Annotated in this window: 16 protein-coding genes; 4 read left to right on the top strand and 12 right to left on the bottom strand. The window is 52.7% G+C overall.

All coding sequences use genetic code 11. The annotated features are described in order from the left end of the window. Positions 1-2: 2 nt before the first annotated feature. The 12 genes from ACSPHG_RS23910 to ACSPHG_RS23855 all read right to left on the bottom strand — a co-directional run bounded on the left by ACSPHG_RS23910 (position 3) and on the right by ACSPHG_RS23855 (position 9656). Entirely contained in the window at positions 3-479 is a 477-nt protein-coding gene (locus ACSPHG_RS23910; protein ID WP_435956114.1) for a lytic transglycosylase domain-containing protein, read from the bottom strand. A 48-nt stretch (positions 480-527) separates the two neighbouring features. Beyond that, positions 528-1109: a type 4 pilus major pilin gene (locus ACSPHG_RS23905; RefSeq protein ID WP_435956113.1), complete on the bottom strand. Its 582-nt coding sequence runs from the start codon at positions 1107-1109 to the stop codon at positions 528-530. Between the two features lie 92 nt (positions 1110-1201). Continuing rightward, positions 1202-1981, bottom strand: coding sequence for a type II secretion system F family protein (locus ACSPHG_RS23900; protein ID WP_435956112.1), 780 nt, complete (start codon positions 1979-1981; stop codon positions 1202-1204). Positions 1982-2059: 78 nt separating this feature from the next. Further along, entirely contained in the window at positions 2060-2317 is a 258-nt protein-coding gene (locus ACSPHG_RS23895; RefSeq protein WP_435956111.1) for a hypothetical protein, read from the bottom strand. Further along, positions 2310-3821, bottom strand: a complete 1512-nt coding sequence (locus tag ACSPHG_RS23890) for a GspE/PulE family protein (protein WP_435956110.1) — start codon at positions 3819-3821, stop codon at positions 2310-2312. The genes ACSPHG_RS23895 and ACSPHG_RS23890 overlap by 8 nt, the downstream gene beginning before the upstream one ends. Before the next feature lie 5 nt (positions 3822-3826). Continuing rightward, positions 3827-4339: a type IV pilus biogenesis protein PilP gene (gene pilP, locus ACSPHG_RS23885; RefSeq protein WP_435956109.1), complete on the bottom strand. Its 513-nt coding sequence runs from the start codon at positions 4337-4339 to the stop codon at positions 3827-3829. Further along, positions 4329-5603, bottom strand: coding sequence for a type 4b pilus protein PilO2 (gene pilO2, locus ACSPHG_RS23880; protein WP_435956108.1), 1275 nt, complete (start codon positions 5601-5603; stop codon positions 4329-4331). Before pilO2 ends, pilP begins: the two co-directional genes overlap by 11 nt. 3 nt (positions 5604-5606) lie before the next feature. Then, positions 5607-7223, bottom strand: coding sequence for a PilN family type IVB pilus formation outer membrane protein (pilN, locus tag ACSPHG_RS23875; RefSeq protein WP_435956107.1), 1617 nt, complete (start codon positions 7221-7223; stop codon positions 5607-5609). 29 nt (positions 7224-7252) lie between these two features. Further along, positions 7253-7684 carry a type IV pilus biogenesis protein PilM gene (gene pilM, locus ACSPHG_RS23870; RefSeq protein ID WP_435956106.1) on the bottom strand — a complete coding sequence of 144 codons (432 nt, stop codon included), beginning with the start codon at positions 7682-7684 and terminating at the stop codon, positions 7253-7255. Between the two features lie 8 nt (positions 7685-7692). Next, complete coding sequence (locus tag ACSPHG_RS23865; RefSeq protein WP_435956105.1) at positions 7693-8718, bottom strand: TcpQ domain-containing protein; 1026 nt, start codon at positions 8716-8718, stop codon at positions 7693-7695. Next, a complete protein-coding gene (locus ACSPHG_RS23860; protein WP_435956104.1) occupies positions 8715-8939 on the bottom strand; it encodes a hypothetical protein in 225 nt (74 codons plus the stop codon). The genes ACSPHG_RS23865 and ACSPHG_RS23860 overlap by 4 nt, the downstream gene beginning before the upstream one ends. Before the next feature lie 159 nt (positions 8940-9098). Then, positions 9099-9656: a transcription termination/antitermination NusG family protein gene (locus ACSPHG_RS23855; RefSeq protein ID WP_435956103.1), complete on the bottom strand. Its 558-nt coding sequence runs from the start codon at positions 9654-9656 to the stop codon at positions 9099-9101. Between the two features lie 1084 nt (positions 9657-10740). On the opposite strand from ACSPHG_RS23855, the gene tap reads away from it, so the two are divergent. The 4 genes from tap to ACSPHG_RS23835 all read left to right on the top strand — a co-directional run bounded on the left by tap (position 10741) and on the right by ACSPHG_RS23835 (position 15216). Next, positions 10741-10812 carry a RepA leader peptide Tap gene (tap, locus tag ACSPHG_RS23850; RefSeq protein WP_435956177.1) on the top strand — a complete coding sequence of 24 codons (72 nt, stop codon included), beginning with the start codon at positions 10741-10743 and terminating at the stop codon, positions 10810-10812. Next, positions 10805-11824, top strand: a complete 1020-nt coding sequence (repA, locus tag ACSPHG_RS23845; RefSeq protein WP_435956102.1) for a plasmid replication initiator RepA — start codon at positions 10805-10807, stop codon at positions 11822-11824. Before tap ends, repA begins: the two co-directional genes overlap by 8 nt. Positions 11825-13508: 1684 nt before the next feature. Then, positions 13509-14345, top strand: coding sequence for an OspG family effector kinase (locus ACSPHG_RS23840; RefSeq protein WP_435956101.1), 837 nt, complete (start codon positions 13509-13511; stop codon positions 14343-14345). 247 nt (positions 14346-14592) lie between these two features. Continuing rightward, entirely contained in the window at positions 14593-15216 is a 624-nt protein-coding gene (locus ACSPHG_RS23835) for a recombinase family protein (RefSeq protein WP_000684988.1), read from the top strand. Positions 15217-15234 lie beyond the last annotated feature (18 nt).

Genomic DNA, 15234 nt, shown 5'->3' with positions numbered 1-15234 from the left:
TGCTACCCCTGACCCAGCTCCCGGCGATACCGGTCATAGATTTTTCGGGCGTAGTTCATGCGGCGCGTTTCCTGTGTCTGCGTGGTGGCAAATCCGGCGTTATACGAGCCCAGGCATGACCAACTGATACCACACACCTGAAGATGATTGGCCAGCACCCAGGCGCCAATCTGCACATTCAGACAGGGATTGGTGAGCAGCTCTTCTTTTGACTTCAGTACACCCATCCGGATGAGTTTGGGGACGTGAGTGTCATTGACCTGCATGATGCCGTAATCCCGACTGACCACCCTCCCGGTCTTGTCACGGTTAATGTTGACGGCCTTTGGGTTCAGGCTGCTTTCCTGTCGGGCAATTGCCTGCAGGAGGCGGGGGTCTATCTGGTAACGGGCGCCGGCCTCGTTAAAACAAAATGCCTGGGCGGGTAACGACATGACAGCGGTCAGGAGCAGCGTCAGTGCCCCGAAAATGATGTTCATGGCAGAGTCTCCGGCGGACAGAACGGCGTCTGTCCGCGTGGTGAGTTATCAGGTCAGGCTGGTAAAACGGAGGGTGTTGGTGCCGGCTGACCCGTTGTCTTTTGTACACTGGGCCCCTGCGGTGGCCGAGTTAACAATACCTACGGTCTTGCTGCCGTTGATAGCCGTCTCCCCGAAGGACTGTGACAACTTAGACGCAAGCGTGGTACAGGCGGTCATCGGCACCAGATTGTAGGTCACGGTGAAACCTGTTTTGCCCCCGGCTGCTGTCGCAGGTTCAACGGTCACGGCACCGCTCCAGATGTTCTGCAGAGTGGCCGTGCCGCTGTCCTTTTCACCAATAACCGACATTGACCCCGGCGCGCCCCCGAACTTGATCAGTGTCCCGGTCATATCCGTGGCGTTGTTAAACGTATACAGACCGTTATCTTTCAGAAGGCGTCGGGTGTTGACCGCGATCTCCTGGGTATTCGACATTTCGGCATTAATGTCGTTTTTCCCGAATAGTCCTCCTGCATTCAGGAAGATGGTGATGGCAGCAATAGCGATGACTGCCAGCACAATCACCATCTCAAGGGAGAGTACACCTCGGTGTACTCTTACGGCGGGTTGAGTAGAAAAGTCACTCATGATGTTTTCCTTGTATTTACGGGGCGGCATTTGCCGCGAAGAAGCCCGGAGCGGTCTTTGCAGACCACCCTGCGGCGGGGTAAAGAAGAGGGTTACTGACCGATCTGGTCTGCCAGGGTATTGAGATCCTGAATAACAAGAAGAAGCAGGACCATGTAAATCCCACAAAGCGCAAAACACAGCATCGAGAGCCGCATGATGCGGCGTTTCATCGCTTTCACGGTGTTTTTGAGCATGTACTGCGCATACCGGTCGATGACCAGCTGGCTGTTATCACTGTTCTGACCGGCTGTCAGCAGAACCAGCTTATTAATGGATTCACGTGACGGAAAGTTATAACCCGCGTTATACAACGCCTGTCCGAGGTGATCGCCGGCATTGACCTGACGACGGATGGCGTTGAGCCTTTCCAGTAGCCAGGGTGAGGCATGGGAGGCAAGTTTGTTCAGGGCTTCCAGCGTTTTCACGTTCGCCCCAAGCAGGGCGGCCACATTGAGCAGGAAGACCACCCCCTGAAAATCACGGTACAGTGACCAGGGCATCATGTGGTCCAGTACGCGCCGCACCTTCCCGGTAACATTGGGCAGTGACCAGATGGCCCACGCCAGTACCAGAAAGGAGACAATCGCAAGATACAGCCCCTGTTCCGCGACCAGGCTGGCACTGGCACCCAGCCACCACATTCCCCCAGTCCATAGTTCACGGGCAAACATGCGTTCAAGTGGGGGAAGAAAATGATCATTGATCATGACAAGAAGGCCAGCGACCACACTCAACAGGGTGAACGGATAAGCCAGCTGGCTGAAGACGCTGGATTTCATCTCATCGATACCGCGCACAACCAGCGAGGCACGTTCCAGTGCTTCCACCATTTTTCCGTCCTGCACACCGGAACTGATGATGGCGCATTCCCCCCGGGGAACCCAGCCTGCCAGTGCCCGGTCGAGTGACTAGCCGTTTTTAATTCCGTCGAGAATATCTTCAAGCCAGACAGCGGCCCGGGCCGCAGCTGCACCGCCGTTACGCGCCGTCGTCAGCATGTTTTCCAGTGCGATATTCAGACGTAATTTATTGCCCAGTAAAAAGCCGAGCTCTTCATAAAGTTTCAGCCTGTCACTGGTGGAAAACGTTTTTCGGTAGATCCAGTGATTGGCCCGCCTGAGTGAGGTGCGAACTTCGTCGAGCAGACCCGCGTACTTTTTATGCATTAACGACCTCCGTGATGTTCATCCGGCTGTCTTCATCCAGCGGGCAGATGGACTGCGCAGCCCGTGGGTCGACGCATCCTTCGTTGATGAGCTTCAGCACATGGCCGTTACGGGAAATGCTTCCCGGTTGCTGCAGCCAGTAACTTCGGGCGGAAAGTTTTCCCTCATGTTGGTAACGCTGCATAAACCGCGCATCCGGACGGATAATTTCCGCGACCACCTGCCGGCCTGCCACGCCGCCTTCGCAATGCTCGCAGCCGTCTGTATGACGAAAGCGTACTTTTTTGGTATCACAGTACGCTTTTATCATGGCGCTTTCTTTCTGAGTCAGCGTGTTATGTGCTGCCTCCCAGTCCTGGCAGCAATGCGGGCACAGCACCTGTACCAGTCGCTGGCTGATAAGGCCAATAAACAGCTGCGGGTCAGAAAGCAGTTCCGGGCGCACATCCAGCGTCAGCAAACGTTCCAGAATATTAATCGGGTCATTGGCGTGCAAAGTTGATAACACTAGGTGACCGGTCATGGCATTCGTTACGCATGAGTTAGCCGAGAAGGCATCGCGCATTTCCCCGACCATAATGGCATCCGGGTCAATACGCAGGGTGTTAGACAGAAGCTGACGCCAGACGCGAAGGACTTCATCGGGGTTGTTTTTGTCTGCCACAATCGGGCACTGGATGGCACCGATGATCCGGCCTTCCGGGGGATCTTCATAGGTCACCAGGTTTTTGCAGTAGTCATGCTGAGTCATGTACATGGACGCCAGTGTACGCAGGGTGGCACTTTTACCGGAGCCGGTAGGACCGCTGAGGATCACCACCCCTTCGGGCACGTTGAGAATGTCCTGTAGTGCCTCTTGTTGTTCCGGCAAAAAACCCAGTTCGGACAGACCCGGTGGATTTTCACTGTCATCTTTAATGAGGCGCATCACCGCATGGATACCGTAAACCGTGGGGGTGTGGGAGTAACGGGCGCCGAAAAGTTTCATACCCTGCAGGTAAGACGCCTTGATACGACCATCCTGTGGCCGGCTGCTGTTAAACTGCGCCTCAGTGACGTCACACATTGAAAGGATGATTGTCGAGGCCATGTTTTCAGCTTCCTCCTCCGACATGGAATCCACCTTAAAGAGCTCGCCGTGGATACGAAACTTCACAATGGCCAGTCCGTCTTCCCCGATGGCCAGATGAATATCTGACGCTTTTCGCTCAACTGCCTGCCGGAACAGCGCCACCACCTTACGTTGCGGTGGGGTCAGTTCCATCCTGACGTCTGTCGAAAGCCCCTTATTTAACGCGTGGATTTCATCGAGTGGGGCAATGGTGAGCGGGATGTCCGGCAGCCGGCGGGTAATTTCCCGGACGAACGCCTGAATGTGTGCTGTATTGCGGTAATTATCGGCAACATACAATGCCGGATCAGTCCGCCTCAGATGGACCTGTGTGGCGACCGACGCTGGAATGACAATATCCGCCAGCACATCCGCTGATGTGTTTTGGGTCATGGTTTTTACTCACTGAAGCTCGGGGAATGGAGAGTGCCGTCGTCTGATTTAAGGCGAACGCCGGTGGCGGTGATCTGCTGGACGGTATACGTCGTGCCGGGCAGTCGTTGTCCGGTCGCGACTTCCACGACGGTGCCGTCGGCCATCTGTAGCCGGCTTTTCAGCCGGTTACCGCTGCCGGCGATTTCCAGGATCCGGGGCAGCGTATCTTTATGCGTGACCTGTACTACCTGCGTGTCATTCTTCTTACCGTCTGCTGTCTCACGGTTAACCGGCACCGGAGCATCCAGACCGTTACCATTTTGCTGCCAGCTGATGATGGCTTTTGCACGTGCTGCCCGGGCTTCATACAACACCGTTTCAGCCTGTATACGTTCCAGTTCGTGAATGGTCCATGTGCGGGTGGCGGTGGATGAAGGTGCCACCACGGTGCCGGTATTCTCCGGCTCCTGTGCCCGGGCGACGTGGCTGATAAAGAACAGCCCCGCCAGAACAGCCAGAATGGGTTTAATGTGCATACAGTTTTCCTTCCAGGCTGTAGTGCAGCCGGGCGTTGATTAACGTCATTTTGATCCCGCTCAGGCGAATGCCGGCGCTGTTAAAGTCCGGGCCAAAGAGGTGATTGGGTGGGATGTCGGTCTGAAGCTCAAAGCTGAAAGTACGCCAGGGTAAATCCACCAGGTTACCGTCAACCATCACACTTTTGGTGTTGTCTTCCTTTAACGTCAGCCCGGCGGACAGTTGCTGGGCGTAATTGGTCAGGCGCTGTGTAATTTCATCGGCCTCACCCGGACCATCCTGCCGCTCCTGCAGGTTGACCACCGTCAGGGGGATGCGCACGCCACCTGAGTCCGCCGCCCCGGGAATATTGAAGAAGGGTTTCAGGCCCGGATAGGTGTCTTCCAGACGGGTCCGGAAGGGGTTCAGCGTACCGCCTTCCGGGCGACGCCATGCCAGTCGAAGATGCAACCCGTCATCATCCAGGCTGCACATTGCCGTCTGGAATAACCAGCCGGCGAGGCTTATCGGTGCATCCCACTTGTCACTGCAGGCCCGAATAAAAACATCGGGTAAAGGTTGCTGTTTCCAGGGCGTGGGCGGGTCCTTCTTCACCAGTTTCCGGGCTTCAGCCAGGGCCTGCGCGCGGGCCGAGTTCTCCTTTGCGAGGCGGTAGTCCTGCCAGAGATTGATGCCATACCAGCTGGAGAAGGCGGCCAGCAATACGACCGCCCACAGCACGACGGGGCGACGGGAAGAAACCGGTGAAAGCCGTGATGACTTACGTATCGCGCAGGCGCTCAGGATGTCATTCAGATTGCCTTCCACCGACTCAGTGCCCGGCAGGAACCCTGAAGGGCTGTACACCGCCCGAACACTGTCCTGACCGTAGTACGCCAGATAACGCTCCACAGCCTGAAGGATTTCGTCACGCGTGCCGGTCATATCCGACAGCAGTGACAGGCTGCCGCCGGACGTGGCCACAAAATAGAACACGCCCGCACCCACAGAGAAAACAGCCCAGCCATCCGCCCCCAGCAGCTCAAGCAGCTGAGGGGCCAGTGCCATCGCCCGGCGTTTTTCCCGGGGATTGAGGGTGGTGAGGTTGAGGCTGGCGGCACCCACCAGTTTCTCTCCCTGACCGTTATGGACCAGATAATGATCAGCGCCTACCGCGCGGGCCTGATGGCGGTAATCCCGCCGGCTCAGACCTTCAGCCGCCAGCCAGTGCAGGCCTGCGACCCAGACCTGTTCACCCACATTGAGGATAAATTGTTGTTTCATGACTCACCCCAGGAGGATTGGCGTGATGAGAATGACCAGAATGGCATCGTTATTTTCCCCGTTAACACCGCCGCCTAACCCAAAGAAGCCCGGTGACCCCACACCCTGACGATTCACGCTGTTGCTCTCCTGGTTATGCCCGCTGAGCAGAAGGGTCTGCCCGGAACGCAGGATGGTGCTTTGCGCAAAGTTGTGCATTTTGGTTTTGGGCAGCTTTAGGGTCACTTCCCCGACCTTTTCCGGCTGCATATCCGGGTCATCGCTCATAGAAATGGAGTACTGCAATTCCATCTGGTCGCTCGACGGCTGGATATAGGGCAGCAAGGTCATATTGAAGCCGGTGGAGATGGTGGCTTTCTCGACTGAGGTACTGGATCCGACGTTTGCCGTGTTTTCCGTGCTGACCTGACTGATGTAGTCCTGCTGTGTGACGACCTGCACCCGAACCGGGCTCATGTTGGTGGTGGTGCTGGCGTTCTGCGTCACCACGGAGACATTGGCCTGTTGTGCCAGTGCGTGGATGAAGGCACTGGAGTTAGCGAACTTCCCGTCCAGAATATTAATCCCGCCAGTCATTGCACTACTGGCCGCCCCGGCCATGGTATTACCCAGCGATAAGCCCACACTGCCGGACTTAAAGACCGCATCCCAGTCGATACCCAGCTGGTCCTGACGTTTTTTGGTGACGGAGTACACCTTGACGTTCAGGACAACCTGCCGGGTCAGTTCGGTATTGCGGCCCTCGATAAAGTCCTGCACAGCATTCAGTACCCGGGTCGTGTCTGTCACGGTCAGTAACCCGGTGGAAATGGACATACGGCCCGTCCCCGGTGTCAGCATTGACTTCACGGTGTCTTCAATCTCTTTGTAGCGATTGGTGTTCATATCCGTGATGGTGGTCTGGGAGCTGTTCCCTTCCGTGGAGGCGCCGTCGCTGCTGCTGCCACCGGACGAGGAACCGTAGACGGAACGGGAGGTAAACTGGGTTTTTGAATCCTGGAACCGGATGGGGAAGCTACGTGTATCCAGATAGAAAATCGCCACACGACCCTGTTCATAACGCCATGACAGACCCAGACGGGTGGTCACGTGGTCAAGCAAGCCTGACAGAGAGCCCTGCCAGTTAATTCCCCGTAGCGTATTGGCGCTGGCCACCATTTTGGGCGGTGCGACAGAACCGCCCATCTGGTTAAGCGGAACCATCCCGGAGCCGTCTGGCACCGGTACCGGCAATGGGCCGTTAATTTTTTCAGTGGCCCCTGCCGTCATACCTGACCCCTGAGCATCCGGGGTGATCACCACGGGGACACGACAGGTCTGGGTAATAAAGGCACTGACATCGGCCAGACTGATTTCACCCGGACGGGTGAGGGTCACTGCACAACCAGGCAACGCTTCTTTTGTCATGGCAGCCTGATTGAGGGGGACGGGATTTATCCACTGAGTGGTAATTTCCTGCACCGGTTTCCCGGCGCTGGCGTTCTTCATTTTATTGCTGGCTGTCGTCTGGTCTGCATCGACGGTGTCCATTGACTGATTAATTCGGTCAAACGTGCCACAGCCGGCCAGCCCCAGGATGGCAACAAGCGTTGCGACCCGGGTGGTAAGGTGATGTGTCATGGGCGTGTCTCGAGGGGGGGGACCCCGTATCAGTTGAGGTAAACGAGATACCCGTCCGGAATGACATCGGGCACAGGTATCTGCATATCGGTGCCGCTCAGGTCGATGAGTCGGCGGGCTTTAACACTGCCCAGAAGGGCAGAGTGTCGTGAGAGGGTGACCAGCGCGTCTTTCAGCCCGGCTTCGGAAGGCTGATAGACGAATACGCGGCCCTGACGAATGACATGCCGCACACCAGAAGGTGGGGCAGACTCCAGGAGGCTGTCACTGAACGTGCCGTCGGCTATCGGGTGAGCGTAGAGATAACTGTTGAGGGCATTCATATACCGCAGCGTCGCGGCAGCCTGTTGTTGCTGTGTACCGGTCTGATATCGACCGGTATCGGTAGCGTTATCCTGTTGCAGGACGCCGGAGGAAAACAGGAGAAAGACTGAGAAGAACGACAGGATCAGGTAACTCATTCGCCACCTCAGTTCATGGGTTTATCATCGACTTTGAGAACACACTGCACAGAGTTAGTGCCGGCATACAGCGGTACTGCCGCCTTCTGATACAGCGCAAAGACCTGATTGAGGGCATCACGCCATGGACCACTGAACTGCAGCGGAGCATCGATGCGGTAATTCGTTTCGGTTACCCAGGCAATGCTCCACTTTTTCCCGGGCTGCGCTTCGCAGTCGTTCGTTGCAGCCCAGGTAAACAGGGTGTCCTTAAGCGTGCTGCCGGTTTCTGCCCACCAGACCCGGGGAGCTGGCTTGACCGGTTCAGGAGCTTTCACTGGCGTGAAGACTTTTACTGCCCCCACCTGTGGTGCAGGCGGTGTGGAGGTCGGGGCGGCAGGGCCAGTTAACAGCTTGCTTTGTGGTGCGGCCTTTGTGGTTGCCGGCGACGTCGCTGGTGTGGCTCCCCCGGTCAGACCCGCCTTATCGGCACGGTCCACAGTGACTTGCCGGGATGCCCAGTAAATATTGATCTGCAGCTGCTGCTCGCGCGCCAGCTTCTCGAGTACAAATGGCCACTGGTCACCCCTGTTCCAGGATACCCGGGACAAGGAGCCTGCTTTCAGACGGGATGACAATACGGTATTCCAGTCAGCGGGTACGATGGCCACCAGAGCCTGATCCAGCCGTATCTGCGCGCCCGGTCTGGCGACAATCGCAGGCAGGGCATCAGGTGTTCCGGTATAGCGCACGTGCTGAAGTCCCGGCATCAGGCGTGGACCCGGCGGAAGTGGGATCGACGTGCTGGCGACCGGTTTAGGTGCTTTTGCCGCTGTTCCCAGCATCGTAACGGCTTGTGTGGGTGATGGGGTCGGGCGCCTGATCGGGGAGAAGTTCAGCCCACTGGCCAGCGCCAGGCTTTCCTGCTCAACGTTGACCACCAGAAGTTGGGCGGCCATCAGGTTGTCCACATAACTCTGCGCTTCCGACAGTGTACTGACATGCCCCTGCTGGCAACCGGTAAGCAAAAGTGGTAGCAGGACCGCGCGTTTCATGGCTCCCTCCGGTTTTTAGTCGCATTCATCTGTATTCTGTCGGCCAGAACGCGGATTTCGAACTGCCTGTCCAGCAGGCAGTCGGCCAGCGCATTCACCAGGGCGTGAACGGTAACCGGGCGAGATTGCTGATAACCGATATCCACGGCTAATTTTTCCAGGCCCTCCGTGCGCGCAGGGTTAAAGCGCACTGTGTGATGGCGTGCAATTTTATTTGTCATGGGAACTCGCATGTAAAAAGAGCTGCCCGCAGGCAGCTCAGGATAAGAACAGGTCAGCACAACCCGGAGAGTGACCGGGCAGTGTGCGAGGTGGGGGTAGTTGCTGGCAGTTAATGCCGGCGTTGTGGGGATGTGTGCCCCCACAGCGGCAAAGGCGGGCTACCGATTGCCGGGATGATCCGTATGGTCATGGAATGATTTCGTCAGTGCCAAAAACATGGCCGTGCGCTGCATTTCATTATCCGTACTGACTATCCGGCTGATTTTATCGTACAGCACACTCTGAAGCGGGGATGGGTTACTCATCCGCTGTTTACGTTTGCGCGGGGGCCGGTAAGGGCGCGGAGCGGCTTTCCCCTGCTTTGCAGTTTCAGGGACGATATCACGCTCATCTGCGCAGGCCGGGAGTGCCATCAGTGTTTCCATAACAGACGCGGGTAAAGGCTTAATTTCCTGACCATAACGAACAAACTTACTCACCGCGCTGCATTCTTGTTCGATGCGTGACGGGTGGATCACTTCCGGGTCAAGATAGGCAAACAGGTATCCCCTGAAAAGGGGCTCAATGAAAGGTCTGACGCCGTTGCAGTCTGTTCTGGGACGCCAGGTTCTTAGCATGGGGCAGAAAACGGTGATGTTTTTTTGACTCAGACTGAGCTGGGCCCGGTACAGTTTTTCTTTACCCGGTTCATAACAAACGAGATACCACGCTTCCATGGCGATTGTCCTGCGAAAAGTAAGGTGAGAGGTGAATTGCGGGCAAGCCCCGGAATTTTTTGACCGTGGAGTGACTGGTCAAAAATCAAATGTTCATCCTGAACTCGCCTCACTGACGTTTGTGCCCGGCGTTTGGTGTGGATGAGGTGTACTCACTCTATCCCCCCGGGCATAAAACTCAGTGAAGCCAGAATAGCCGGCGAGCCATTCATTTTTTTTGGCGACGGAGAAAGGGGTTCTCCGTTTTATCAGTCCTGATTTTGCGATGCTGCTATTGGTTAATAATTAACCTTAACTCTATTCGTGCAGTCCAGACTGGCGAATACTGGTCAGTAGAATAGACCGGTGTAAACACTAATGGCAGCACACAAAACTGGGTAGATATTTAATAGGCGTGTTTATATCCCGAAATGTATTTGATTGTAAATACTTGTTTAGCATTCCTTAAATATCCACTCTGTGGATAACTTTGTTTTAAACCAGCATAAATGATCGTCCTGAGATCCACGAACGATCAATTATGCTGGCGCTGGAAGGCGGTACAGAATATCGATCTGTTTGACTGTTTGTTTTATAACCAGTGAAAAAGTTGGAAAAATGTGATTTTTGTTCAGGTTTTGAGGGAACAAACGTGATTTTTTACATTCATGGTTATTCGTATATTCACCTGTTTTCTTTGAATATTTAGGTTAAGGAATAGAAAATCACTTAATTAAGGAGCAATTTAATTTAGGGGAGAGTCAGGCAGGTATTATGGATATTCACACAGGGGATAAATCAGGTATCATACGAAACATTCTAACAACACTGACCAGCGCAATAACGGCGAACTGTTGTCGGTCAGATCCTGTTGCGAAGCGGTGTGCCTTGCCCGTAGCGGGAGTCAGTGCTAGATTACTGATCTTTTACAGAATTTATGGTTGAGCCACGCCAGAAAGTGGCAGGGAACTGGTTCTGAGGATCTACCGGAGCCAGAAAAGCAAAAACCCCGATAATCTTCTTCAACTTTGGCGGGCTGATTAGATTAACGGGGTCCTACTAAAACTGCATAGAAGCTGTTGCTCTATGCGGGGAGTATAGATTCATGCTCAGAGAAATTCAAGACCTCTTGTGCGTACTCCTTCCGTGCAACATAAGCGCGGGAAGGTGTGACTGAACAACCTTTACATAATCCTAAATTCCATCCTGATATCGAAGACCCGGACCGTTTCTGGCAAGGGTTAAGCGATCGCTGTGAAGAAGCCTTTCTGGTTGAACCCGTCAGGAAAAAAACGCTGCGCCGCCGTGGCGAACACTCCACTAAAGCCAAATGTGCCCGACCTGAATGGTTCCGACCTGCTCATTATAAAGCCCTCGGTGGCCAGCTTGGCCATGCTTATCACCGCCTGGTGATGAAAGATCCGCAGACTGGCCAGCCCCGTTTGCGGATGCACATGTCCCGCCATCCACTCTATGTCCGTGAACGCGAACGTGCCGGTCGTAAATATGCCTTCCGCCCTGAGAAACAGTATCTGCTGGATGCACTCTGGCCAGCACTGGTGAGCTTCTGCGATGCCGGCAAACATTCCGTTGGAATGTGTGTGTCACGTCTGGCGTATGAAATCAGCCCGAAGGACGAAAAGGGTCAGCTGATTGCAGGACAGGAGGTGACAGTGTCGCGCCTGTCCCGGCTTATCGATGAGCAAATCCGATTTGGCGTACTGGCCATCTCGGAAGAAAAGACCTGGGATCGAGAGTCCCGCACCTGGTTCCCTAAATATGTCTGGATCACCGCGCTGGGCTTCACCATGTTAGGTGTGGATCTTGTGAAACTTGAGGCACAGCAGCAGAAGAAGCTGCGTGAGAGCGAAGAACGTCGCCGTCTGATTGCGGAAGGTGTGATGAGTGATCATGATGAGCTGTCGCCTCATACCGCGCGTCAGCGCTGGGCCGCGCAAAAACGTGCCGAAGCACTGAAGTTTCGACGCCAGAGAGGGGCGGATCGCAAACGGGCTAATCGTCTGGCCAGATTGCCCCGTGACAGCCAGGTGTATGAAATGTCACAGTTCGTGCTGAAGACGATGGCGCCAGATGAGGCTTACTGGTGTACGCCGCAACGCCTGGAGCAGCTGGCCATACAGCGCCTATATCAGCTTGAGCTGGCACTGGCGTTACCGCCGCCACACTGACCCTCAGATTTATCTGCCTGAATGTTGCCAGCCCCGTCGGGGCGTTTTGTGCTGCCTGTTATCTGCCTGTTTCTCTATTTTCCCCCTTTCCTGAGCTGTTTACGGCCACAGCAAGACAAAGTTTCTCACTGCAGGTGCATTCTGATGATGTGGTATGTCTGTTATCCACAAAAATCCGCAAATGAATAACAGGAGAAACCTGCAAGTAGATAAAATGAAAGCTGCAAAATAGTCTTACACCCCCTTCTTTTTCCTTTGCCCTTGAACCACCAGGCAAACAACCTATTGTCTCTGAAAATTCTGTGAACAGTGGGGATAATGCCTTCGCTTACAGTGGCCTTATGGCCACGTCGCTCAGAAAGAGACTTAAGTAGCTCCCGTCGTAAACGCCGGGCCCCAAACATGGCCACCTCACTGGCAGATTTCGCCCCCACCACTAAAAAGCGAATCCGCCCGGCCCGAAGGGCCGGAACAATGTCGCTTTTAATGATGGATGTTGTAACTAGTAAAAGTGCCGCTTCAGTAAGTATCGCTGTACGAACTCAGTACACGCTCGTAGCTCGCTTCGCGTCGCACGCGGAGATACGCCCTGTCTGCGGCTAAAGCCTAGCCAGTGCCACTCCGACCGCGCACAAAAAGCTTTCATTGCTGTAAGCGGGTATGGCTTAGCAGGGTGAGGGGGCGATAGGTGAAATCTATCAACGCTGTAACCGGCTGCGCCGGGCAACGGTGCCACTTACCAGCTGAGTTTTATTCTGCATCAGCTGGCACCTCCATGCCGCAAGCGGCATTCAGAACTCCTGCCTTCTGCGCTATCTTGCCCCCTCCAGGCTGGTATAATTTCCAAATACCGGATTTAGTATCCTGATTTGTGCCACAATCGTCATACAAATAGATATGGTTATATATATCAATAATATAATGAAATTACTTCCGGCAAGTAATTATTGCCGGATATGAGCAGTTGTAAAAACTCTTATGAAATACAACGGACAGTGTGTCAGACCGGCTGCCTTATGAAGGCGTTCGTTCACTGGCAGACTCCGTCCGGGAGAGTGCCAGAAACCGCTTGGATCCAGCGCTATTTCCCATCGGGATTCTGCGTGCCCCTTCCGGTAAACGTGTCATGACTGGCCACGTCAGGCTGCGCTGACCCGGCATCACCGGAAGTACCGGAAGCCGGCCACGTTCGGCTTCGCGAAACACATACTTCCTTCTCAGGTACAGGGTGAAGGTGAATGCGTCCCGGAACCTGGAAAGGCTGACCTATCGCGGCTACTGTTAACTATCTATCTGCACACCGGAGGGCGTATATAGGGGTTTGAGGAGCAGCGGAACACTAAACGTAGTTAAGTGGTCAAGTTGAATAGCTATTAAGTTATTAATCAAAAGATTGTATGGGAACATGCAACTCACTCAATGGTACTTCTCTGACAAAAAACGAGACTGCAAAAGTGTTAGTTTCATACATATTAATATGCCTGCTTTACAGCACTGAATTTTTCAAAATTCTTCTAGCCTAACTCGGTAAAAATAGTGTAACCAAATTCGGGAAACCTAAGTCGTCTTAACACGCCATCCCCGGCGAACATGTCATAATATCTTATGAGCTGCATGGTCGTTTTTTTATAGATGTAATTTTATTTACTTGTTATCTTAACTCATTTGATAATGGATGCACGACATGTTTGTAAATAAACAGCGAATTGATATTTATAGCGACTCAGTTACTACTGCACTTTTAAAAAAGACTGAAAATAAAAACCTTTCGAACAAGACTCTACATAAGCTTGTGAAAATTGCCAATTCTCACATTGGACTTACAAAAGCAGAAGCCAAAAATGTATTTATTAAAAACCAACCAATAGAAACAAATACTTATTCGATAAAGTTAGCTTTTGAACTAAAGAAGATATTATCTCAATGTTCAAGCCACGAATTAAGAGATAGAATAGGGACTTTCATCCAAAACTGCAAACCTTCAACTTTTATCAAAACAGAAAATAGTGTGCAGACAAAGGCAATTAACCAAACGAAATATATGAGCTCTGCGGATTTTGTCGATGCATATTCTGATAGCATTGGTCCCACCATTGGTGAGGGGGCAGAAGCTATAGTTGTAGAAGATGCGAAAAATGACCATAAAGTATTAAAGATATTTTTTGATAACGTTGAAGAGAGTGAAATTATCAATCAAGCTAACTCATTCAATATGTTTTATGGTGAAAATACTGCACATGTTATTTACGGCAAAGCTATCCGCATGGATAAAATAGAAGGCACTCCTTTATCTCAAATAAAAGACTTTCCAGCTGATGCCACTGCCAACTTCATGTCTCTTATTGCTGAAATGGTCACAAAACGTTGCGCTCCGTCTGATATGTCAGAAAATAACTTTCTCTATGATAAAGGGAAAAATAAATTTTCCCCTGTAGATATATCCACAAACAAAGAAAATAAAGTTGATAAGAATGGGTTAAGGTATATTATGAATTACATCATGAACAATAGTGTTGGTTAAAGATTTATACGCCATCCTTTAGTATTGCATTATCGAAAAAACTCACCACTTCATATAGCATTACATGATCAATCACCACCTCTCCAGGAGGTGGTTTAGGGTGACAATAAAGTAATGTAATAGACCGCCACTAACCAGTCATTTTAAATAGCCAAAAATCAACCAGCCAATTTACATCGCTGATTGCCATTTTTAGCCACCTCTTTTATGATAGCCAGATTGACTATACTCATTTTGGCTACCGTAAATGAAAATTGCTCGCATCTATGAAAGAGTCAGTACATCAGAGCAGGATCTGACTCGCCAGGCTGACATCGAAAAAACAGCCATTGCCAGTGGTTTTTATATCGCTGGTATTTATCGGGAAAAAGCATCGGGTGCCAGGGCTGACAGACCTGAGCTTCTCCGTATGATCGCCGACCTTCAGCCTGGTGATGTGGTGATAGCCGAAAAAATTGACCGTATCAGTCGTCTCCCTCTTCCTGAAGCTGAAAAACTGATTGCTTCCATCAGAGACAAAGGTGCCCGGCTGGCTATTCCAGGCATAGTGGATTTGTCAGAAGTGGTAGCAGAAAATGATGGTGTCTCCCGCATTGTCCTTGAATCTGTTCAGGAGCTGTTGCTGAAACTTGCCCTTCAGACCGCACGAGATGACTACGAAATACGGCGGGAAAGGCAGCGACAGGGTGTTCAGCTCGCCAAAGTTGCAGGCAAGTACGCAGGCAGGAAGGCCGACCTCGTGACCCATGAGCGTATCATTACCCTCCGGCAGTCCGGGTTAACCATTGAACGTACAGCCACGCTGGCCGGATGCAGCATCAGCCAGGTCAAACGCGTCTGGGCAATCCATCAGTCGCAAAAAAATTCGTGATATGCCCCCTGAACTAAG

This window comes from Dryocola baronae (assembly GCF_051297175.1).
Lineage (GTDB): Bacteria > Pseudomonadota > Gammaproteobacteria > Enterobacterales > Enterobacteriaceae > Dryocola.
The sequence above is the reverse complement of the archived record's forward strand: the minus strand, read 5'-3'. Positions and strand labels throughout refer to the sequence as shown.